At 56.5% G+C, this 19,985-nt stretch carries 21 protein-coding genes and 1 pseudogene; 6 read left to right on the top strand and 16 right to left on the bottom strand.

The annotated features are described in order from the left end of the window. Positions 1-54: 54 nt before the first annotated feature. Both APH33_RS09145 and APH33_RS09140 read left to right on the top strand, forming a co-directional pair. Positions 55-381, top strand: a complete 327-nt coding sequence (locus APH33_RS09145; RefSeq protein ID WP_371263243.1) for a four-helix bundle copper-binding protein — start codon at positions 55-57, stop codon at positions 379-381. Between the two features lie 657 nt (positions 382-1,038). After that, positions 1,039-1,731 carry a hypothetical protein gene (locus APH33_RS09140; protein ID WP_177332370.1) on the top strand — a complete coding sequence of 231 codons (693 nt, stop codon included), beginning with the start codon at positions 1,039-1,041 and terminating at the stop codon, positions 1,729-1,731. Positions 1,732-1,833: 102 nt separating this feature from the next. Here the strand turns inward: APH33_RS09140 and APH33_RS26500 are convergent. Next, a pseudogene (locus tag APH33_RS26500) lies at positions 1,834-2,054 on the bottom strand (copper resistance protein B); the annotation flags it as partial. A gap of 166 nt (positions 2,055-2,220) precedes the next feature. Beyond that, the gene (gene cadR / locus APH33_RS09135; protein ID WP_054884819.1) at positions 2,221-2,616 is read right to left on the bottom strand and encodes a Cd(II)/Pb(II)-responsive transcriptional regulator; all 396 of its coding nucleotides are present in this window, start codon (positions 2,614-2,616) and stop codon (positions 2,221-2,223) included. Between the two features lie 73 nt (positions 2,617-2,689). Here cadR and APH33_RS09130 point away from each other — a divergent pair, with 73 nt between their 5' ends. Continuing rightward, entirely contained in the window at positions 2,690-5,101 is a 2,412-nt protein-coding gene (locus APH33_RS09130; protein WP_371263242.1) for a heavy metal translocating P-type ATPase, read from the top strand. A 116-nt stretch (positions 5,102-5,217) separates the two neighbouring features. Beyond that, positions 5,218-5,730, top strand: coding sequence for a signal peptidase II (gene lspA / locus APH33_RS09125; protein WP_054884818.1), 513 nt, complete (start codon positions 5,218-5,220; stop codon positions 5,728-5,730). Between the two features lie 170 nt (positions 5,731-5,900). Here the strand turns inward: lspA and APH33_RS27185 are convergent, their stop codons facing one another. From APH33_RS27185 to APH33_RS09080, 10 genes are all read right to left on the bottom strand, one after another. Next, complete coding sequence (locus APH33_RS27185; protein ID WP_158238191.1) at positions 5,901-6,470, bottom strand: DUF4946 domain-containing protein; 570 nt, start codon at positions 6,468-6,470, stop codon at positions 5,901-5,903. 7 nt (positions 6,471-6,477) lie between these two features. After that, a complete protein-coding gene (locus APH33_RS26495; RefSeq protein ID WP_082433515.1) occupies positions 6,478-6,993 on the bottom strand; it encodes an ATP-dependent zinc protease in 516 nt (171 codons plus the stop codon). A 49-nt stretch (positions 6,994-7,042) separates the two neighbouring features. Next, the gene (locus tag APH33_RS09115; protein ID WP_082433513.1) at positions 7,043-7,933 is read right to left on the bottom strand and encodes a cation transporter; all 891 of its coding nucleotides are present in this window, start codon (positions 7,931-7,933) and stop codon (positions 7,043-7,045) included. A gap of 74 nt (positions 7,934-8,007) precedes the next feature. Beyond that, complete coding sequence (locus APH33_RS09110) at positions 8,008-8,586, bottom strand: arsinothricin resistance N-acetyltransferase ArsN1 family B (RefSeq protein ID WP_054884816.1); 579 nt, start codon at positions 8,584-8,586, stop codon at positions 8,008-8,010. Beyond that, complete coding sequence (locus APH33_RS09105) at positions 8,579-9,661, bottom strand: ArsO family NAD(P)H-dependent flavin-containing monooxygenase (RefSeq protein ID WP_054884815.1); 1,083 nt, start codon at positions 9,659-9,661, stop codon at positions 8,579-8,581. The genes APH33_RS09110 and APH33_RS09105 overlap by 8 nt, the downstream gene beginning before the upstream one ends. A 25-nt stretch (positions 9,662-9,686) precedes the next feature. Further along, positions 9,687-10,190: a dual specificity protein phosphatase family protein gene (locus APH33_RS09100; RefSeq protein ID WP_082433511.1), complete on the bottom strand. Its 504-nt coding sequence runs from the start codon at positions 10,188-10,190 to the stop codon at positions 9,687-9,689. A gap of 4 nt (positions 10,191-10,194) precedes the next feature. Next, positions 10,195-10,908 carry an arsenical resistance protein ArsH gene (gene arsH, locus APH33_RS09095; protein WP_054884814.1) on the bottom strand — a complete coding sequence of 238 codons (714 nt, stop codon included), beginning with the start codon at positions 10,906-10,908 and terminating at the stop codon, positions 10,195-10,197. A 23-nt stretch (positions 10,909-10,931) separates the two neighbouring features. Further along, the gene (locus APH33_RS09090) at positions 10,932-11,402 is read right to left on the bottom strand and encodes an arsenate reductase ArsC (protein WP_054884813.1); all 471 of its coding nucleotides are present in this window, start codon (positions 11,400-11,402) and stop codon (positions 10,932-10,934) included. Positions 11,403-11,416: 14 nt separating this feature from the next. Beyond that, positions 11,417-12,700, bottom strand: a complete 1,284-nt coding sequence (locus APH33_RS09085; protein WP_054884812.1) for an arsenic transporter — start codon at positions 12,698-12,700, stop codon at positions 11,417-11,419. A 29-nt stretch (positions 12,701-12,729) separates the two neighbouring features. Then, positions 12,730-13,086: a metalloregulator ArsR/SmtB family transcription factor gene (locus APH33_RS09080; RefSeq protein ID WP_049695271.1), complete on the bottom strand. Its 357-nt coding sequence runs from the start codon at positions 13,084-13,086 to the stop codon at positions 12,730-12,732. Between the two features lie 177 nt (positions 13,087-13,263). Between APH33_RS09080 and arsN2 the strand changes: the two genes are divergently transcribed. Beyond that, complete coding sequence (gene arsN2 / locus APH33_RS27935; RefSeq protein WP_054884811.1) at positions 13,264-13,758, top strand: arsenic resistance N-acetyltransferase ArsN2; 495 nt, start codon at positions 13,264-13,266, stop codon at positions 13,756-13,758. A gap of 860 nt (positions 13,759-14,618) precedes the next feature. Then, positions 14,619-16,025, top strand: a complete 1,407-nt coding sequence (gene gabP, locus APH33_RS09070; RefSeq protein WP_054884810.1) for a GABA permease — start codon at positions 14,619-14,621, stop codon at positions 16,023-16,025. 43 nt (positions 16,026-16,068) lie between these two features. Here the strand turns inward: gabP and APH33_RS09065 are convergent, their stop codons facing one another. The 4 genes from APH33_RS09065 to APH33_RS09050 form a co-directional block, all read right to left on the bottom strand. Continuing rightward, positions 16,069-17,109: a GlxA family transcriptional regulator gene (locus APH33_RS09065; RefSeq protein WP_054884809.1), complete on the bottom strand. Its 1,041-nt coding sequence runs from the start codon at positions 17,107-17,109 to the stop codon at positions 16,069-16,071. A gap of 69 nt (positions 17,110-17,178) precedes the next feature. Beyond that, positions 17,179-18,030, bottom strand: coding sequence for a proline/glycine betaine ABC transporter permease (locus APH33_RS09060; protein ID WP_054884808.1), 852 nt, complete (start codon positions 18,028-18,030; stop codon positions 17,179-17,181). Continuing rightward, positions 18,017-18,874 (bottom strand): proline/glycine betaine ABC transporter permease, encoded by an 858-nt coding sequence (locus tag APH33_RS09055; RefSeq protein ID WP_054884807.1) that lies wholly within the window; start codon positions 18,872-18,874, stop codon positions 18,017-18,019. Before APH33_RS09055 ends, APH33_RS09060 begins: the two co-directional genes overlap by 14 nt. Then, on the bottom strand, positions 18,871-19,983 hold the full coding sequence (locus APH33_RS09050) for a glycine betaine/L-proline ABC transporter ATP-binding protein (RefSeq protein WP_054884806.1): 1,113 nt from the start codon (positions 19,981-19,983) through the stop codon (positions 18,871-18,873). Before APH33_RS09050 ends, APH33_RS09055 begins: the two co-directional genes overlap by 4 nt. Positions 19,984-19,985: the final 2 nt, after the last annotated feature.

The raw sequence follows: 19,985 nt of genomic DNA, 5'->3' as shown, positions 1-19,985 counted from the left end.
CCGTCATGAGACGGTGCACTGGCATCAAATCGACCCGATACCGGAGATATGACCATGAACAGTCGCTTTGAAGAATGCATCTCGGAATGCCTGCGCTGTGCGCTGGCCTGTGAAGGCTGTGCGTCAGCCTGCCTACAAGAACAAGATGTAAAAATGATGGCTGACTGCATCAAGCTGGACAGAGATTGCGCAGATATGTGCAACCTTGCGGCTACCTTGATGGCACGAGAAAGCATGCTGGCCAAAGAGCTTTGTGCCCTATGCGCCAAAATTTGCCGGGCCTGCGGGGAGGAGTGCGGTAAGCATAAGGCAGACCACTGTCAGCAATGCGCCCAGGCCTGCATGACCTGCGCAGAATCCTGCGAAGCAATGGCTGCGTAAGCGAATTTCGCCAAGCCTCCGCCTGCTTTCCATGCGCCTGATTAAGGATTTGGGTACGTCGATAATCGTCGTGCTTAGGGAGGCGGGTAGACCGCTGATGGACATGCGCTCTGGCAGAGCCTAGCTTGGGCAGCTAGCAAACCAGAGGCGCAGCGATCTGATAGCAAAGAAGCCCGCCTCAGCGGCGGGCTATCAGATGTCTCCAAGGGGAGGCTGTAGGCCAACAAGTCTCGGAGCAAGCACTTGTAGGATACGCCTGTTGGCTCACGCCCACCAGCCAGCTTCGGCGGAAGCGAGTGGTCCTACGTTCTGACGGCCGGCATTGGAAGCGGCTTGGTGAAGGCCACGTCGATTTGCAGGGCGATCCGCCAAGACAAAGCCGGCTGATTATCCCCAAGCGGTATACGATCAGGAAGAGTCAAAGGCAAAGCTAGGGGTGAATCTAGCGGGTACCCACATTTGAGGGCAAAATCTCCAGCTTCGCCTACAGTGCATTGGGTTGAGGGGGAAGGTGTGGGAGCAGAGCTAGATCGGGTAAAGGATCGCAAAAGGAGCAGAGCGTTAATCGAAGACCTCTACCTCGACGCGAACCGAGTTTACGTAATTCACTACTCCTGCGAATCGTTTTATGAAAATGATACGGGGGAGTCGAAACGTGTGACATCCATCGCCACACGGAACCTAAAAACCGGCCAAACCAAATCGTGGTCCATCCATAAAGAAGCAGAGCTCAGCAAACAGCTCTCCAGCATGCAAGCAGAGCTCAATAAATTCGAAAAGTCGATGCTGAAAGGCTTTTTCCAATGGCTTGATAAGCACAAGGATTGTCGGTTCCTGCATTGGAACATGCGAGACGAAAATTTCGGGTTCTTTGCGCTTGAGCATCGCTTTCGGGTGCTCGGGGGCAAACCCGTAGAGCTGCCGGATGACAAGAAGGTTGACCTTGCGCGTGAGCTGGTTGCGTTATATGGAAGAAACTATGCCCCGCATGCCGATAGCAGGGGAAGGAAAGGCAGGATCATGGCGTTGGCTGAACTCAATAATGCCAGCGACCAAGACGCACTGCCCGGCGCTGATGAGGCTGCCGCCTTTGTGAACGCTGAGTACATAAAAATGCATCAATCGACCCTCAGGAAGCTCGATATGTTTGCGAACTTCTTCGAGCGTACACATGAAAAGTCCTTGAAGACTAAATCCAGATGGTACGAGCGGAACGGGGTGCATCCTGTTGTGTTAATTGAAATCGTCAAAGACCACCCGATCTACACGACAGTTATCGTACTGAGCGGCCTTGCCATTGCCGCTGTCAATTTCAGCCGTTTCTTGGCGCTTTTCAACTACCCCCTGTAGTGCAAGCACCATTTCACCAATCTTTGGGCATCGTTATTAGGTTTGGAGGTATCTACAAAACTGGGACGATTCAGTAACGCCCTGAATACTAAAGGCTGCCTAGGTCTGTGAGGATTCCGTTTTGAAACCCTGACGGACCCCGGCGACCAGATTCCACCATGGACTGACTGAGCGCCCGTACAGCAATTGCAGCTCAGCGTCTTCGGTTGCCCCATTGGTGCGCCTTTATCCGAACGAACCTAGAGTCGATTAATGTCGCCGCCTACCCAGCCTGATGCGTCTCAGGCCAAGTACCCCTCATCGGCGTCCTGGTATTCGAGCTGGTGGAAAGGCTGCTGGGGGCACAATAAAGCTTGTCACAAGTGGGCAGGGCCCTGGTGGCGATCATCCTCCGCCTACACAATGTAACGGGCCGTCTAAGTGCTCACGGGCCATTTCCGTAGGAACAGTCACGCTCGGCAACGACTGCATGCCGAGTAACCATCCTGATTACTGGCTAACTGTGAGCTGCTGAAGGATCTGACAAGCCGCAGCCTCGCGACCGTCGTTACAGCTTTGCCTCAGCTCCACCAATTGCAACTGCAACACCTGCAAGCAGGCAATGCGATCCCTGACGTGCTGGATATGCTTATCAACGAGCTCGTTGACACCGGCGCAACTGCTGGACGGGCGGTCTCTGTAGCTTAACAAGCGACGTATTTCTTCCAGGGTCATGTCGAGCGTTCTGCAGTTTCTGATGAAAGCCAATCGATCTACGTGCTGCTGAGAGTAAAGCCGATAATTTCCCCCGCTTCGTGCAGGATCAGGCAGAAGCCCCTCGCGTTCGTAGTACCTAATCGTAACGACCTGACAGTTCGAAATTTTAGCCAGCTGGCCAATTTTCATCGCAATCTCCAAAAACGCTTGACTCTATAGTGGCTATAGGTTGTTGACTATACACCTGCATAGGAGAATCCAAATGGTAAATTGTTGCGACGATACTCCCAAAGCGAGCCCCGCAAGCAGCACGTCTACCACGAGCTGTTGCAAGGCCGCGTGCTCAGCTCCTGCCGAACCGTCCGGTCAACTGAGCACCTTCCGCATCGAGCAGATGGACTGTCCCACTGAGGAAGCTCTCATCCGGAATAAGCTGGAGCAGATCCCGGAGGTGCTGAAACTGCAATTCAATCTGATGAGCCGCACTCTCGGTGTGTGGCACGCACCACTATCGGCGCAGACCATCGTTGATGCTATCGCGTCTGTGGGCATGCGGGCGGTTCGCTTCGAGGCCACAGTAAGTACGCGAGTAAATATTGCTCAGATGGACTGCCCCACCGAGGAGCGGTTGATAACCGACAAGCTATCGGGAATGCCAGGCATCGCAGCGCTACACTTCAATCTGTTGCAGCGCACTCTCACTATTAGTCATGAGCCTAACGCGCTTGAGGCGGCTTTGAGTGCAATCAGAGAACTCGGCTTCACTCCTCAATCCCAGGTAGAAGCCAAAGCTTCGATTGAAGCCCAACCACCAGTCAAGAGTCATTGGTGGCGTCTTGGGCTGTCTGGTATAGCAGCGGTGTCGGCGGAGATTTTGCATTTCAGCCAAGCAGTACCAGAATGGGTAGTAGCCCTGATCTCCGTTGCCGCGGTGCTCCTTTGCGGTCTGGCCATCTACAAAAAAGGCTGGATCGCCCTCAAGAACCGTAACCTCAATATCAACGCCCTAATGAGTATTGCGGTTACGGGCGCAATTTTGATCGGACAGTGGCCCGAAGCGGCCATGGTTATGTTCCTGTTTGCAGTCGCCGAGCTAATAGAAGCAAAGTCTCTCGATCGAGCCCGCAATGCCATTCGCGGCTTAATGGACTTGGCGCCTGAAAAGGCAACTGTCCAGCAAGCCGATGGCAGTTGGATAGAGACGGATGTCGCTAATGTGCCGATCGACAGCACGGTCAGGGCGCGCCCAGGCGAACGCATCAGTCTTGATGGAGAGGTTGTCCGAGGGAACTCGACCATCAACCAAGCACCCATTACTGGCGAAAGTCTACCTGTGGAAAAAACCATCGGTGATCCCGTGTTCGCCGGTACTATCAATCAGGCCGGGGAACTTGAGTATCGGGTCACAGCAGAAGCCAGCCATTCCACTCTGGCCAGAATCATCCATGCGGTAGAAGAAGCACAAGGTGCACGTGCACCGACTCAGCGTTTTGTAGATCAATTCGCCCGTATCTATACGCCAGCCGTGTTCGCATTCTCATTAGCGGTAGCGATTCTGCCCCCATTGTTGATGGGAGGTGAGTGGTTCGAGTGGATCTATCGTGCCCTGGTTTTGCTGGTAGTGGCCTGTCCCTGTGCGCTGGTCATCTCGACTCCTGTCTCCATCGTTAGCGGCCTTGCCTCAGCTGCTCGCAAAGGTATTCTGATTAAGGGAGGGGTGTATCTGGAAAGCGGTCGCATGATCACCCACCTAGCCTTAGACAAGACTGGGACAATCACCCATGGTAAGCCAGTGCAAACTGACTACATGCCTCTGACCGATGGACTATCTAAGGATTTTCGCACTTTCGCTGCAAGTCTTGCAGATCGTTCTGACCATCCGGTATCGCAGGCCATAGCCACACAGGCGATTGAGCAATCCGTTTCCATATTGAACGTTGACGATTTTGAAGCCTTACTGGGCCGTGGCGTGCGAGGTGCTATTGATGGACACCGCTATCACCTCGGCAATCATCGGCTTTTAGAAGAACTGGGTTTTTGCTCCCCGACAATCGAAGCCACGCTTGACCACCTAGAACGCCAAGGCAAAACCGTCGTCATTCTGTCAGATGAGACACAGGCACTGGCGTTGTTCGCGGTAGCCGATACAGTGAAAGACACCAGTCGAGCCGCGATCAAAGAACTTCATGAGTTGGGCGTGAAAACCTTGATGTTGACGGGTGATAATCCGCATACAGCCGAGGCCATTGCGTCCCAGGTTGGTATTGATGAGGCCAAGGGTAGTCTGCTCCCGTCTGATAAACTGAACGCAATCGAAGCCCTGATCAATAAAAAAGCGACCGTAGGGATGGTCGGCGATGGCATCAATGATGCGCCGGCGCTCGCACGAGCCAATGTGGGCTTCGCTATGGGGGCTGCCGGTACTGATACAGCAATCGAAACGGCCGATGTCGCGATCATGGATGATGATCTGCGTAAAATACCGGCCTTCATTCGTCTTTCCCGCCAAACTGCTGCTGTGCTCACTCAAAACATCGGCCTTGCCCTTGGGATCAAAGCCATCTTTTTGGTGGTAACGCTGTTGGGGCACGCCACTATGTGGATGGCAGTGTTCGCCGACATGGGAGTAAGTCTGTTGGTTGTCCTGAACGGCCTGCGTCTACTGCGCAAGTAAGGGCGGATGAAGATCAAGCTACAACATTTCCGGTGGGGCGCTGAGCAGGGCCGAGATAGCGGTTCTCTGTTGCGGCCAATCTTAGAGAAGATGAAACTTCCAGGACGAAATAGACAATGAGCACTGGCAAGGATACTAATACTACAAGGTGTTGGTTGTTTTGGGGAATCGCAGCCGCCTTGGCAATGCTCGATCAAGGGCTCAAGTACGCCATTGAACAATTGTTTGTGTTAGGTAACTCGATCACCGTAGCGCCATTTTTCAGCTTAGTGCACGCCCGCAATACGGGGGCGGCATTTAGCTTTTTGGCGGATGCTGGCGGTTGGCAACGTTACTTCTTCATTGCCATTGCCCTGGGTGTTGCCGTGACACTGACCATGATGCTTCGTCGAGCACGTCCGTTGTGGGAAGCGTTGAGTTACAGCCTCATCTTGGGGGGGGCAATAGGAAATCTTCTCGACAGATCTGTCCGTGGGTATGTTGTGGATTACCTCGATTTCCATTACCAAGGCTGGCATTGGCCAGCGTTCAACTTGGCAGACATCGCCATCGTCGGGGGTGCGCTGCTGATGGTGGTAGTAAGTTTAGTGAGACCTGTGAGGCCAGCGTCTGAGGTGGATCGGACGTAATCGCACGCGACGTTACGCAGAATGTGGGGTAATAGGTTGCGTACACTGCTGATGATGTCGCTCACGACCTTAATCAGCAGTGTACACATCCATGCCATTTTGCTCCGGTGCTATACAGCGCTTGTGAAGCTGGTCGACACAGCGACGTACATAGACCTCGCACACGTTTATCAGTCTGAATTCAGTGACCTAAGCAAACTCGAAAATTCATCCAAATGATCAGAGAAAACTTCAGGGACGGCCGCGTACTCCAGTGAATAGCTGGCCTGCCCCCCAACAGCTGTTACCAAGGTGTGTTTGAGGACCTTTTTGCCGCTGGCCATCATGAGACAGGTTGTCTGCAACCCACTCAGGTCACCGACTTGCACTGATGTCGGTCTGCTGCAAGTCGCCAGAAGCCCCAGCCCCGAGTAGTGTTGTTGGAGCGCTTTACGCATTATCACGATGACGTTTTCGATGTTCACGATATGCTCGTTAAGCGTTACACGAGTGATTTCCATCGCAGCGACTTGTTTGCCATCTTTGTCTTCCAAAATAGCTCTCTGGCGTGAGCCGATAGGCTTCCCCTGTGTATCTATCGGGCTCGAAAGTACAGAGCTCTTCCAGCCGACAGGCCAATCTATCTGGTCATCAGGATCGCATATTTTAAAAATAATCACCGAAAGTGATGCTACGCAGACTAAAATGATAGAAAACTTATTAAATAATAGTGTTGGAAAACTCGATTTAGCAGTGCGCACACTCACCTCAGTTTTTAATACAACGCGGTTCCATAGTGAATGTCCGCGAGGCATCTACCGCACCTAAATTTTGCAGCGTGCGACGACCAATCAGAACTGGATAGTTCATTTTTCCGCGATCCTTAAGCGAAAACTCCTCTTCGTACATTCGAGTTCCAATACACATCCGCATCGTCACAACCGGCCTAGTTTCAGCACCACCTGCACCACGTACTTTAACGCTACGGATTATCTTGCGTTCAAATGGAGAGTTCGTCAGCTTACCGGATTTGCTGTCTTTTACCTCGACATTGAAGCGCACCCATTTATCTCCGTCCTTTTCATAATGTTCTAAGTCCTTGGCGTCCATAGACGACGTCAAGGCACCGGTATCCAGCTTGATTTTGACTGCGATATTTTCCGGCTGAATGAGCCCTTCCTCTACCCAGCCAAAGATTTTGGGTGGGTTTGGGCCCGCAAAACTGGAGCTCATGGTCAGGGCAACAAATAAACCTGCAAGCCAAGGAGTCGTCCGAAATTTCATAATAAAACCATAGTGAGCAATATTTTAGTTTCAAGCTGCCGTGATCCGGTTAGTCAGCTCTCAAGGCCAGGATGCGGCGTGCACCGTTTAGCACGATGAGGCCTACGAGTGTGCCAATGACCAAATCTGGATAGGAAGAACCTGTCCAAGCAACCAATGCCCCTGCTGCGATTACGCCAATATTCGCGAGCACATCATTCGCTGAAAAAATCCAACTCGCTTTCATGTGGGCGCCACCTCCGCGGTGACGATGGATCAGAATGAGGCAAATGACGTTGGCAGCCATTGCAGCTAAGCCAAACCCCACCATCAACATCGACTCGGGTTCACTGCCGTAAAGGAACCGCCTACCAACCTCTCCAATAACGCCTAGGGCGAGTACGATTTGAAAAAAACCAGCCATGTGTGCAGCACGCACCTGCAACCGAGCGCTGTGGCCCACGGCGTAGAGAGCCAGGCCATAGACGGCTGCATCGGCGAACATGTCTAGCGAGTCGGCTATGAGCCCTGCTGAATGAGCTACCAAGCCAGCGATCATTTCAGTCAAAAACATAGCGGCATTGATAGCCAATAAGCTCTTTAGGGTCTTGGCCTCCCTCTTGGCGTCTAGCTCCTCAGTGGCACAGATGTCAGAAGCGGGCTCTTCGCTGGCCGGGTGTGTATCAATCAGTTGTGCAGCCATTCCAAGCGAGCCCAGCTTTGCAGCAATCTGATCAACCGACCCGTGATGGAAAACGTGCACCCGCCTGTTCATCAAATCAAAGGACAACGAGTTGAGCCCAGGTAGGTCACTCAGTGCCATTCGAATGATCCCTTCTTCGGAAATGCAATCCATCTCAGGCACTGAAAAAGTGCTAACCCAGGTTTCGTCGTTCGAAGGCGCTGCTGCTGCTCCAGCGTTGACTGAGTCGGGCCCACAGCTGCAAGTACAACCGCTCATGGTTTGCATCCTACTTGAGGTTCTCATAGACGATTACAAACCCTATAGCGGGTAGAGGGTCAAGCGCAGCTACGCTATCTTTCGTTGAATGGCGCACCTTTGATGCTTCGATAGGTTATGAAGCTTACTGGAGCCTTAGGGGGAAGGCCTTCGTAACCGAAGTCAAACCGCCAATACCCCACATCATGCCAAGCACCGAGCTTGAATCCGACCTGTGGAAACGTACCGATGTGCTGGAAGCCGAGTCGCTCGTGCAGCCCGACGCTGCCTTCATTCGGCAAGGCGATGCCGGCATACGCCGAGCGATATCCCAGACGCTTCAGAACCGGCAGCAGCACGTCATAGAGTTGGCGAGCAATCCCGCTGCGGCGTTGCCCTTCAGCGACATACACCGTCACATCCACCGCCCACCGGTACGCCGCACGCGCGCGGTGCTGACTGGCGTAGGCATAGCCGACTACTCGTCCTTCTCGCACAGCCACCAGATACGGGTAGGTTCGCAGCGTCGTGGAGATCCGCTCACGCATTTGCTCCACGCTAGGCACTGCCTCTTCGAATGAGATAGCCGTGTTGAGCACGATGGGCGCGTAGATGATCTGGATCTCTTCTGCATCCTCTGGTCTGGCGACACGAATATCGATTCCGCTATGCATCCGGCTGCTCCAAGCTGTTCAGATGTTCAACTACTTCGTTGACCGTGCTGCGCGCGGTACGGGTGACGCCGATCAACGTCGCCGAGGCCAGGCCGGTCCAGTCGCCATATCCGACCAGCCAGAGGCGCGGCTCGCGAATAGAACGCCCCCCATCAACCTCGACCTTTCCGTAGTCATCCAGCACGTCCAGTGCCTTAAGGTGATCCAGCGCCGGCCGGAATCCAGTACACCAGACCACCGCATCGACCTGGGTTTTCTCACCGTTGGGCCAGACGACCCCATCCGACGTGAATGAGGTGAAAGGCCTTACAGCACGAAGGGCCCCGCGCTCGCGAGCCCGGACTACTGAGGGCACCATGACGATATCACCAAGCCCACCGACCTGTGCGTCGATAACACGGCCCTCCTGTTGAGCCTTGAGGCGCTCGGTAGCCCGTTCGAACAGCACCCGGCCATCCACGTCATCAGGCAGAAACGCCGGTTCCTCCGTGGTTACCCACGTTGCGTCGGCGATCTCGGACAGCTCCGCGTAGATTTGCGCCCCCGAGTTGCCACCACCAACGACCAGCACGCGTTTTCCTTGGAAAGCCTCTGGTGACTGGTACTGGGCGGAGTGAATCTGCTGCCCCTGGAACAGCTTTATCCCCGGATAGGCCGGAACATAGGGGTTGCTCCAGGTCCCCGTTGCGCTGATGACGGCACGAGCCTCCCAGTCGCGGTCCTTCGAGCGCACACGAAGAGCACGTGCGGTCCGCTCCACCGCCGTGATGCTGACGGGGCGAACGATAGGAAACCCGTAGCGCGCCTCGTACTGCTCCAGGTAGCTGACCACGTGATCCCTATCAGGATTACCTTCGGTGACTGGCGGCATCGGCCAGCCCGCGATGGAGCTCCAAGCGGAGGGCGAGAACAGCGTCAGCGAGTCCCAGCCATGGCGCCAAGCCCCGCCCGCAGCCGCTTCGGCATCGAGCAACAGGAACGACAGCTTGGCTCGCTTGAGAAAATAAGCCACCGTCAGCGCGGACTGCCCGCCGCCAATCACGATGACATCGAGTAGTTCGCCTTCGGTGACCATGGTTTCTCCTTTCTGGCTGGAGCGCTCAGTCTTCGCCGAACTGGTTGATGTAGTTGATGTGCGCAGGCTTCTGAATCGCCCGTGGGCGAAGATCCTGCACCCATGCAATCGCCACGCGGCGCGGCATTCCGGACTCGATCAGCAGACGGGCAGCGAACAGCCCGGTGCGGCCGGAGCCGCCCTTGCAGTGGATGGCCAGGGCCTTGTTGGATGCGAGCAAAGCGTTCAACTGGTGGCGGATCTCTCCCAGCCCGACCTCGAAGTTTTTATCCGGAGCATGATCATCCTTGATCGGCAGTTGGTACCACTCCAACCCATGCTGCTTGGCCGCGACGCCAAGCTGGGCAACTCCGTTTTCCTGAAGCTCTGCGTCCGACATCAGCGTAACCAGCGCCACGGCACCGGCCTTCTTGAGCGTATCCAGGCTTTCAGCGAGACCGCTGGTCTGGGTGCCCGGACAAGGCGTAAAAATCAGCACACCCGGAGCATGGGGCAACGATTTCAATGAGTAAGGATGCGACATGCTCATGACCTCAGATAGACCGAATATTGACTCGCTTGGATAGTTCTTCCGCCGACTCTTTGCGCTCGGAGTAGCGGTCTACCAAATAATCCTGGCGATCACGCAGCAGGAGCGTGAACTTGGTCAGTTCCTCCATCACGTCGACCAGTCGATCGTAGAAAGAAGACGGCTTCATGCGCCCGGCTTCATCGAACTCCAGGAAGGCTTTCGGCACCGACGACTGGTTCGGGATGGTAAACATACGCATCCAGCGGCCAAGCACGCGCAATTGGTTCACCACGTTAAAAGACTGCGAGCCTCCACACACCTGCATCACGGCGAGGGTCTTGCCCTGGGTTGGGCGAACGGCGCCCATGGCCAGCGGTACCCAATCGATCTGCGCCTTGAAGACAGCACTCATTGAGCCGTGACGCTCGGGCGAGCACCACACCTGGCCTTCGGACCACTGCATCAGCTCGCGGAGTTCCAGCACCTTCTCGTGGGTGTCCGGAGCGTCATCCGGCAGTGGCAGGCCGGAAGGGTCGAAAATACGGGTTTCGGCGCCGAACTCTTCCAGCAGGCGCGCAGCTTCCTGAACCATCAAGCGGCTGAATGAGCGTTCGCGGGTCGATCCGTACAGCAGCAGGATGCGCGGTTTGTGTGTGGAAGGATCCTTCGGCGCCAGCCGCTCCAGCGACGGCAGATCAATCAGTTCTGGTTGGACATTTGGCAGGTGGTCGTTCATTTCGGTCTCCATTGATCCAGGGCCTACAGCGCGCCGATGCGGGCAAGTTCGGCTTTCAGTTGGTCCTGGCTCAGTTGCGAGAGAGGCAGCGCAATGAAGGCGCGCACGCGCTCATCGATCTTCGCAAGTGTGGTTTGGAAGGCTTCTTCGATTTCTGCCTCACTCCCGGTGACCGCCGAAGGGTCGGCCAAGCCCCAGTGGGCTTTGAGCGATGGACCGAAGAAGATCGGGCAAGCTTCGCCGGCAGCGCGGTCGCACACGGTGACAACGATGTCGGGGGGAGAACTTTCGAAGGCGTCCGAGGCCTTGCTTGAAAGACCAGCGGTGGGGATACCGGCGGCTTCCAAGGTTTTCAGTGCCCGCTCATTGACCTTGCCGCTTGGGAAGCTGCCAGAACTCACAGCTTCCATACCCTCGGGGGCCAGGTGATTGAACAGCGCCTCGGACAGGATGCTGCGGCAGCTGTTGTGGGTGCACATGAACAAGACTTTCATCAGGTATCTCCGGTTCAAAAGCTCAGGCGGATGGCCAATGCGGCCAAGGTGGCAAGCAGGATCGGCAGCGTCAGAACGATGCCGGTGCGGAAGTAGTAACCCCAGGTGATGACGATGTTCTTGCGGGCCAGCACGTGCAGCCACAGCAAGGTGGCCAGGCTGCCGATTGGGGTGATTTTCGGACCAAGGTCACAGCCGATGACGTTGGCGTAGATCATGGCCTCGCGCACGATGCCGGTGGCCTCGGCGGAATGGATCGACAGGGCGCCTACCAGCACAGTGGGCATGTTGTTCATGACCGACGACAGGCCAGCGGCGAGCAGCCCCGTCCCGAGGGATGCGCCCCAGATCCCGTAGCCGGCGAAAACATTGAGGATCTGCGTCAGGTAGTCGGTGAGGCCGGCGTTACGCAGGCCATAGACCACGAGGTACATGCCAAGCGAGAACACCACGACCTGCCAAGGCGCGTCCTTGAGCACCTTGCGGGTAGAAATCACGTGCCCGCGCGCGGCGATCAGGTAGAGGATCAGCGCACAGGCAGCAGCGATGGCGCTGATCGGAACGCCCAGCGGCTCGATGGCGAAGAAGCCGACCAGCAACAGCGCAAGCACCCACCAGCCGGCAACGAACGTCGCCTTGTCGCGGATAGCGGCCTCGGGAGCCTTCAGTTGGTCGAGTTCATAGGTACGCGGCAGGTCCTTGCGGAAGAACCACAGCAGCATTCCAAGAGTGGCGGCGATGCTGACCAGGTTCACCGGCACCATGACCGAGGCGTACTCGCTGAAGCCAATGCCAAAGTAGTCGGCGGAAACGATGTTCACCAGGTTGGACACCACCAGCGGCAAGCTCGCGGTATCGGCGATGAAGCCCGCCGCCATGACGAATGCCAGCGTCGCCGCCGGGGAGAAGCGCAGGGCCAGCAGCATGGCGATGACGATCGGGGTCAGGATCAGTGCCGCACCGTCGTTAGCGAACAGCGCCGAGACGGCGGCGCCCAGCAGGATGATGAAGGCGAACAGCTTGCGGCTGCTGCCATTGCCCCAGCGGGCCACGTGCAATGCCGCCCACTCGAAGAACCCCGCCTCATCCAGCAGCAGGCTGATGATGATGACGGCAATGAAAGTGGCGGTAGCGTTCCAAACGATCTGCCAGACCACGGGGATATCGGACAGGCTCACGACGCCCGCCAGCAGCGCCACGACGGCCCCCAGTGCGGCGCTCCAGCCCACGCCCAGGCCTTTGGGCTGCCAGATGACGAAAACGATCGTCACCAGGAAAATCAAAAATGCGATCAGCATGACTACAACTCAATCAGTGAAGGGAAGTCTCAAGCACAAGCAACAGGGCTCTGCGGCCGCTCGCCCATTTCGGCAAGGCGCAATGCATCGGGGCTCAACCATTCCTGGTTGGCATCGACCACTCCCTTCAGCATCGCGTCAACCCACTGCGGCAGTTCGGGGTGCAGTCGGTAGTACACCCACTGACCCTTGCGGCGATCCATCAGGATTCCAGCCTCGCGCAACTGGGCCAGATGCCGGGAGATCTTCGGCTGGCTCAACTCCAGCGCGTGGGTAAGTTCGCAGACACAGAGTTCGCCTTCACGGGCGATCAGCAGGGTCATACGGGCCCGGGTGTCATCAGCCAGGCATTTGAAAACGATGGGGGGAGTTAGTGTTTCCCGCATGGGACCTCCTGGGGAATGCGTGTACGGCCAATATCTGGAAATACGAATATATGACTATTCGAATATGCGGTAAAGCAGATATTTACAATCGCCTCGCGTTACGGGACGTCATAAAACTGGAAAAAGCCCGCGCTCTGGGTCCTATACTGGGCGTCGATACCACCCCCAGAGTCGCCAATGAACCAGTCTGATATCTCTGTCCGATTGCTTGGTACCGATCAAATCCTAGGCCTAGCTGCGCATCTGACTGCTGCGGGCTTGCCGACCCAAGACCTTTTGCAGCCCGGTCGAATGTTCTATTCCTTTCACCGGGGAGAAACGGAGCTGGGATACGGGGGCATTGAAGGAAGCGGTCGGACTCGTCTTATTCGCTCACTGGTTGTCGTACCGGCCCAGCGAAAGTCAGGGATCGGTACGCTGCTGCTCAGAGCACTTGAGCGAATAGCGGGAGCTGACGGAGCCCAAAGCCTTCATCTGCTGACCACCACAGCACCCGACTTCTTCGAGGCTCGGGGATATGAGCAGAGAAACCGATCCCAAGCCCCAAAGGAAATTTCCAGTTCGGAGGAATTCAACAGCCTCTGCCCGACGTCTGCGGTTTATATGGTGAAGGAGCTTGGCGACATGAACTCGGTGTCACCTCAGGGAACTCGCCTCCACGAACTTCACTGAGTCCTGCGGCGCCCGGAAGATGGCGAGCCCTGGGTTGACCCGTCATGATTGAGCGACTTCATGAGTGAGGATACAGGCGTATCCTTGGACGGTTTTAAACCTGCCTGGTAGCGGAAAACAGTCAGTCTGGTTGGCGCGTCTGCGCTCGGAAAAGCAGCAACCCCTCCAGATGTAGCTCAGAGAAATCCATGCCCAACCCAACGATTTGTAGGGGCCTCCCAGCCAGGTGCGCTCGCACCGGTTACCACGCCCCTAAAAGATACCATCATAATTTTTTTGGGGTTTTAGCACGGGGTCCTTCCTGTAATTTTTCTCTGGCTGAACCTTGGCTGTGACAACCTTTATTGTTGTGACAACCTTTATTAAACGAAAAAGCCCGAGAAATTTTGAAAAATTATGCTTTGTGACAACCTTTATTTTTGCTTCCCTAGAAGCAGCCTCCTCGCTAGGCCGCGAAATGCAAGAGACTTTGTGACAAAGTTTATTAATCGGCAACAAGACGATGGATTTAGAGAATTAAAACTGTCGCAGAATAAATAAGACTGTCGCAGGAGCCAGTGAGGACCCTCTCATCCGCTCCTGCGATCACTGCCCCTCGCCCAACCCAGCCCCCTTCAGCCATGGACCGGCCAATTCACTGCGCATGGGTGCCGGGGCGGCGCTGGTGGTGCTGGCCACTGTACTGAGCGCCCGCTGCAAACCATCATCTCACTGACGCTTTGTAGCCCGGGATATGTCCGGCTCACTCCATTTAGTGTCTGCATCAGTCAATTGAGCCCTGTTTTCGCTCTCTGTGGTTAAGCGGTGACGTGCCCTGGCACTGCACCCTACCCATAACAAGAGCAAAAGCAGGGACCATAATGACTATGACGACGTCTGGGAAAGCCAGCGATCAGTTGGCGCAGGGATTCAAGCCTCGACATGTGACTATGTTGTCGATTGCCGGTGTGATCGGCGCGGGTTTATTCGTAGGTTCCGGACAAGCGATCGCTGCGGCAGGTCCGGCAGCGATAATCGCCTATGCGCTTGCTGGCGCTCTCGTAGTGCTGGTAATGCGCATGCTGGGCGAGATGGCGGTGGCGAGTCCTGACACCGGTTCCTTTTCCACTTATGCAGATCGTGCAATCGGGCGCTGGGCCGGTTTCACCATTGGCTGGCTGTACTGGTGGTTCTGGGTGCTGGTGATTCCGATCGAGGCGATTGCTGCCGGCGTCGTGCTCAACAACTGGTTTCCCGGGGTTCAACCCTGGTGCTTCGCGTTGTCGATGACAGTGCTACTCACCGCCACAAACCTGTTCAGCGTGGCCAAGTACGGTGAGTTCGAATTCTGGTTCGCAATGCTCAAGGTGATCGCGATCGTCGCGTTCATCGCACTTGGCGGATTCGCTTTGGCAGGGGCACTGCCGGCACGCGAGGTCAGCGGTCTGGCAAGCCTGATGAGCGCCCATGGTGGTTTCATGCCTAATGGCTGGACGGCCATCATTGGTGCCTTGCTCACCACCATGTTCAGCTACCTCGGCACCGAAGCGGTCACTATCGCCGCTTCCGAATCTGCCGACCCCGCCCGAAATATCGCTAAGGCGACACGCTCGGTGATCTGGCGGATAAGCGTGTTCTACCTGCTTTCTATCTTCATCATCATATCGGTGGTGCCATGGAATGATCCGCTGCTGGCACTTCATGGCTCCTATCAACGGGCTTTGGAGATCATGAACATTCCCCATGCCAAGCTGCTGGTGGACATTGTGGTGCTAGTGGCGGTGGCCAGCTGCCTGAACTCATCCATCTACATCGCTTCGCGCATGTTGTTCTCGCTTGCCAAGCGCGGAGATGCACCGGCTGCCATAGGCCGCACTTCAGCAGCCGGTGTACCTCGTGCTGCGGTGATAGGCAGCACTCTGATTGGCATGGTGACCACTATCATCAACTACTTCGCACCGTCTGAAGTGTTTGCATTTCTGTTGGCCAGTTCGGGTTCGATTGCTCTGCTGGTATACCTCGCTATCGCTTTCTCACAGCTACGCATGCGAGCCGTGCTGGAGAAGCAGAACCAAGCGATTGCCTTCAAGATGTGGCTCTACCCCTGGCTTACTTATGGGGTGATCGGCTTCATCATTTTCGCCTTGGGTGTGATGTTAGTGATGCCCCAACATAGATTGGAGGTATCGCTAACCATCGGCTTGGCCCTGATGATCCTGGTAATAGGTGTGATCAACAGCCGGCGCCATGGGCAGGTGATGCCGCTGTCGACGACAGAAGCTGCGTGACATGGAAAGCCCGTTTGCAGAACGTCTGCGCGCGGGCTCTTCGTCAATTGGGTTCGCGCTGCATGCTTTTCACGCAGGCAAAGCGTTTTTCTTTAGAAGGACTGTATCCGAAGAACGACGCATAGCACTTGCTGAAGTGGCTTGCAGAGACGAACCCGCATGCCACGGCGACGCCCAATAGAGGCAGGTCGGAATACTGCAGCAGCCGTCGGCTTTCGGTAATGCGTAGCTCCAGATAGTAGCGCACGGGAGTAGTCCCCAGCTGATGCTGGAACAAGCGTCCGATCTGGCGCTTCGAGCGACCTACGTATTCGGCTATCTGATCCTGGCTCAGGGGTTCTTCGATGTTCGCGGCCATCAGGCTGATCGCTTCACGTAGCGGCTCACTGATGTTGGTGTGGGGGGCCGGGACAGTGCGCCGGTAGCGGGACGCCTCGAAAGCCAGGATGGCGGTAACGCCATCGGTCAACGCCGTGCCTCTTCTTTGCCCCAACCACTCAAGCACCATGTTGAACGCGCCTGCAGGACTCGCCGCGCTCAAGCGGTCGCGGTCGACGACGAAGCTGTCTGTGCTCACGTGACTGTGATGGGCGATTTCTGCTACGGCCCCACGGTGCTCCGGATGAACAGCGCAGCGGTAGCCGTCAAGCAACCCCGACTGCCCTAGGAACCAGGCGCCGTTCCACAGTCCGGCCAATGCAACTCCCTTTCTTGCCAGGCCCTGCAGACATGCGCTCAAGTCAGCGGAAGCTACAAGCGCGGTACGCAGGCCACCGCAAATCACCAGCAAATCCAAGGGTAGCTTGAGGCTTTTCTCCAATAATGCTGCTGGAGAGATATCGATACCCAGGTCACTGATTACTGACTGGCCGTCCAAGCTGAAGGTGGTACTCACACAGGTTTCTGGCTGAATCAGATTGGCAGTGACCAGAGTGTCCAGGGCCTGAGTGAACGCCAACAGCGAGAAGTGCTCGAGCAAGAGAAAGCCCACGCGCGTCTGTTGATGGGTGGGCTGTTCGATCGAGTGGGTGAAACGCGAATTGTGCCCATTCAGGGCATTACTGAAGCTACGAGTGGGACGCAACGGTGTTTCTCTTTGAACATGCAAAAAAAGTTGTGGCGGGCCAGAACGGCCCGCCGTGTTTTCCCTGGCTTACCGAAGTTGTGGCCCAGCCCGACGGCTGAGCAGGCCTCGTGAGAGCCGGTCGAGTAATAGCGCCACGGCGACGATAGCCAAGCCCGCACGTAGGCCTAGCCCCATTTCCATGCGCGTCAGGCCTCGGGTAACTTCGGCGCCCAGGCCGCCTGCACCGACCAACCCGGCCAGAACGACCATGGCCAGCGACATGAGGATGCACTGATTGAGGCCAACCAGCAGGGTAGGCATGGCACTGGGAAGCTCGATCTTGAACAAGATGGTGCTGGGTTTTGCACCGGTAGCCTGGCCAAGTTCCAGCAGGTCTTTGGGTACCTGGCGGAAGCCGAGCGTGGTCAGGCGCAGCATCGGCGGGATGCCATAAATGATCGTCGCCATGATCGCCGGCACTTTGCCCAGGCTGAAGATGATCACTGCGGGGATCAGGTACACCCATGGGGGGACGGTCTGCATCACGTTCAGCAGCGGACTTACGGCGTTGTCGAAACGTTTTACCCGAGCTGCAAGGATGCCGAGCGGGAAGGCCACGGCAACCGCAATCAGTACTGCCACGGACACCAAGGCGATGGTCTGCATGGAAGCGGCCCAGAAGCCACTGATCCAGCAAAAGCCCAGTAGCACGCCTGCAAGCCCTGCGCTGCGCAGGTTGATCAACAGCCCCGTAGCAATGCATACACCGGCAATCATTACGTAGGCCGGTGGTAGCAACAGCAGCGCCTCAATCGCGCCTAGCATGGCCTCGACGAAGCGGCTGATGACGGCGAACAGACCATGCAAGTTGGTGTTCAGCCAGTCGAACAAGGGGGCAAGATAGGCGCCGGGGGAGAGGTTCATTTCAGTGAGCGTCATGACGTGCCTCCTCGGCAGTACGGATGCCACTCTGTGCCAGCCGGTCGAGGATCAGGGTGAGGACCACGATCGCGATCGCTGCGTTGATCGAGCGGGCGATGTCCAATGTCCGAATGGCGCTGTAGATAACTTCGCCAAGGCCTCCAGAACCGACGATCCCTGCGATGACCACCATGCCGAAGGCCATCATCAAGCTCTGGTTGATACCAGTCATGATGCTTGGCATGGCGAACGGCAAACGGATTTTGACGAATTGTTGCCATCCGGTTGTGCCGCTGGCATTCCCCAGTTCCAGAAACGCTTTCGGTGTCATGCGGATGCCCAGCGCAGTGAGCCGTAGCACTGGAGGTACGGCAACGATGACCGTTGCCACCAGTGCGGTGCCAGTGCCGTAGCCGAGCAAGGCAATGGCAGGCAGCAGATAGATGTATGGCGGTAGCGTCTGAACCAGGTCCATGGCCGGTTCACAGATGCGATTCACCGCTGGAGACAGGCCGGCCGCTACTCCGCAGGGAATGCCGATTACCAGAGCAAGGCTGGTAGCGGTAAGCACCAGAGCCAAGGTGCTCATGGTTTGCGGCCACAATCCCATCAGCGCGCACATCAGCAGCGCCAAAAAGGTACCCAACGAAAAGCGCCACCCTGCCAAGCGCCATGCCAGCAGGGCGAACAGCAATGCCACAGCATAAAAAGGAGGTACTTCCAGTACCGTATAGACCGCCTGGTACAAAGCTTTCAGCAGGTCGTTGAACAGGTCGAACAAGCCAGCGGCATTGTCTGACAGCCACATCAAGGCATTGTCGACATGTTCATCGAAGGCAGAAGCGAAGTCTTCGGGGTTCATGCCAGACCCTCCACCGACGTACGTTCCTGGGCATGGGATTCGTCGTCCCGTACGCCTTGGACGGCGCGCAGCAAGTCACGCTGGCTTATCACCCCCCGCAATGTTCCGTTCTCGCGCACGCCTATGGCGTCGTGGCCTGAGCGAATCAACAGGTTGATAAGTGAATCCAGGTCACTTTCGGGGGCCGCGCTTTGCAAGAGCTCGGGGTTTTCGTGCGGGTGGCGGGCACTGTATTCGGCAAGCGGCTGCATGATGGAGTGGGCTTTGACCAAGTGCAGGCGCGAGATCCCTGCGACGAACTCGGCTACATAATCGTCGGCCGGGTTTAGCACGATATCTTCGGCGGTGCCTTCCTGGATGATCACACCATCTTTCATGATGGCGATACGGTCACCGATGCGAATGGCCTCTTCCAGGTCGTGGGTAATGAACACGGCGGATTTGCCCAGGGATTTGGTCAGTTCCCTGAACTCGTCCTGCAGCTGCCGACGGATCAGGGGGTCCAGGGCGCTGAAGGGCTCGTCCATGAGGATCACCTCCGGGTCGGAAGCGATCGCCCGGGCAAGACCGACACGCTGTTGCATGCCGCCGGAGAGTTCGGCGGGGTAGCGGTTGGCCCAATCGCTCAGACCAACCTTGGCCAGGGCGCGCCCGGCCACCTCATGGCGTTTGGCCTTGGACAGGCCTTGCACTTCCAGCCCGAAGGCTGCGTTTTCCAAGACAGTGCGATGTGGCAGCAAGGCGACACTCTGGAACACCATGCCGATATGCTTGGCACGTACTTCCCGCAGTGCGGCAGCGTCCAGTTGGGCGATATCGCGGCCCTTGACCAGAATTTCGCCGCTGGTAGGAACGATCAGGCGATTGAGAAGCCGGATAAGCGTGGATTTGCCACTGCCGGAGAGACCCATGATGCAGAAGATTTCACCGCGGCGTACCTGCAGATTGACGTTGGAGACGCCTACAACGCAGCCATAATCCTGAAGAATCTGGGTCTTTGTCAGGCCGCGCTCACGGTAGGCCTGCATGGCGGCCGGCGCGCGGTCGCCGAAGATCTTCCAGACACCGCGGCAATCGACCAGTGTTTCAACAACATTCTTGGTATTCATGT

The organism is Pseudomonas sp. NBRC 111130 (assembly GCF_001320485.1).
GTDB lineage: Bacteria > Pseudomonadota > Gammaproteobacteria > Pseudomonadales > Pseudomonadaceae > Aquipseudomonas > Aquipseudomonas vlassakiae.
The sequence above is the reverse complement of the archived record's forward strand: the minus strand, read 5'-3'. Positions and strand labels throughout refer to the sequence as shown.

Excerpts from the sequence above, each read along its gene's own strand:
- arsN2 (WP_054884811.1), top strand. The coding sequence starts at position 13,264 with ATGAACCAGTCTGATATCTCTGTCCGATTGCTTGGTACCGATCAAATC.
- APH33_RS09100 (WP_082433511.1), bottom strand. The coding sequence starts at position 10,190 with ATGAGCATGTCGCATCCTTACTCATTGAAATCGTTGCCCCATGCTCCG.
- cadR (WP_054884819.1), bottom strand. The coding sequence starts at position 2,616 with ATGAAAATTGGCCAGCTGGCTAAAATTTCGAACTGTCAGGTCGTTACG.
- APH33_RS09090 (WP_054884813.1), bottom strand. The coding sequence starts at position 11,402 with ATGAAAGTCTTGTTCATGTGCACCCACAACAGCTGCCGCAGCATCCTG.
- APH33_RS09050 (WP_054884806.1), bottom strand. The coding sequence starts at position 19,983 with ATGAATACCAAGAATGTTGTTGAAACACTGGTCGATTGCCGCGGTGTC.
- APH33_RS09115 (WP_082433513.1), bottom strand. The coding sequence starts at position 7,933 with ATGAGCGGTTGTACTTGCAGCTGTGGGCCCGACTCAGTCAACGCTGGA.
- APH33_RS09060 (WP_054884808.1), bottom strand. The coding sequence starts at position 18,030 with ATGACGCTCACTGAAATGAACCTCTCCCCCGGCGCCTATCTTGCCCCC.
- APH33_RS09085 (WP_054884812.1), bottom strand. The coding sequence starts at position 12,700 with ATGCTGATCGCATTTTTGATTTTCCTGGTGACGATCGTTTTCGTCATC.
- APH33_RS09110 (WP_054884816.1), bottom strand. The coding sequence starts at position 8,586 with ATGCATAGCGGAATCGATATTCGTGTCGCCAGACCAGAGGATGCAGAA.
- APH33_RS09055 (WP_054884807.1), bottom strand. The coding sequence starts at position 18,874 with ATGAACCCCGAAGACTTCGCTTCTGCCTTCGATGAACATGTCGACAAT.
- lspA (WP_054884818.1), top strand. The coding sequence starts at position 5,218 with ATGAGCACTGGCAAGGATACTAATACTACAAGGTGTTGGTTGTTTTGG.
- gabP (WP_054884810.1), top strand. The coding sequence starts at position 14,619 with ATGACTATGACGACGTCTGGGAAAGCCAGCGATCAGTTGGCGCAGGGA.
- APH33_RS09080 (WP_049695271.1), bottom strand. The coding sequence starts at position 13,086 with ATGCGGGAAACACTAACTCCCCCCATCGTTTTCAAATGCCTGGCTGAT.
- APH33_RS09105 (WP_054884815.1), bottom strand. The coding sequence starts at position 9,661 with ATGGTCACCGAAGGCGAACTACTCGATGTCATCGTGATTGGCGGCGGG.
- APH33_RS09145 (WP_371263243.1), top strand. The coding sequence starts at position 55 with ATGAACAGTCGCTTTGAAGAATGCATCTCGGAATGCCTGCGCTGTGCG.
- APH33_RS09130 (WP_371263242.1), top strand. The coding sequence starts at position 2,690 with ATGGTAAATTGTTGCGACGATACTCCCAAAGCGAGCCCCGCAAGCAGC.
- arsH (WP_054884814.1), bottom strand. The coding sequence starts at position 10,908 with ATGAACGACCACCTGCCAAATGTCCAACCAGAACTGATTGATCTGCCG.
- APH33_RS26495 (WP_082433515.1), bottom strand. The coding sequence starts at position 6,993 with ATGAAATTTCGGACGACTCCTTGGCTTGCAGGTTTATTTGTTGCCCTG.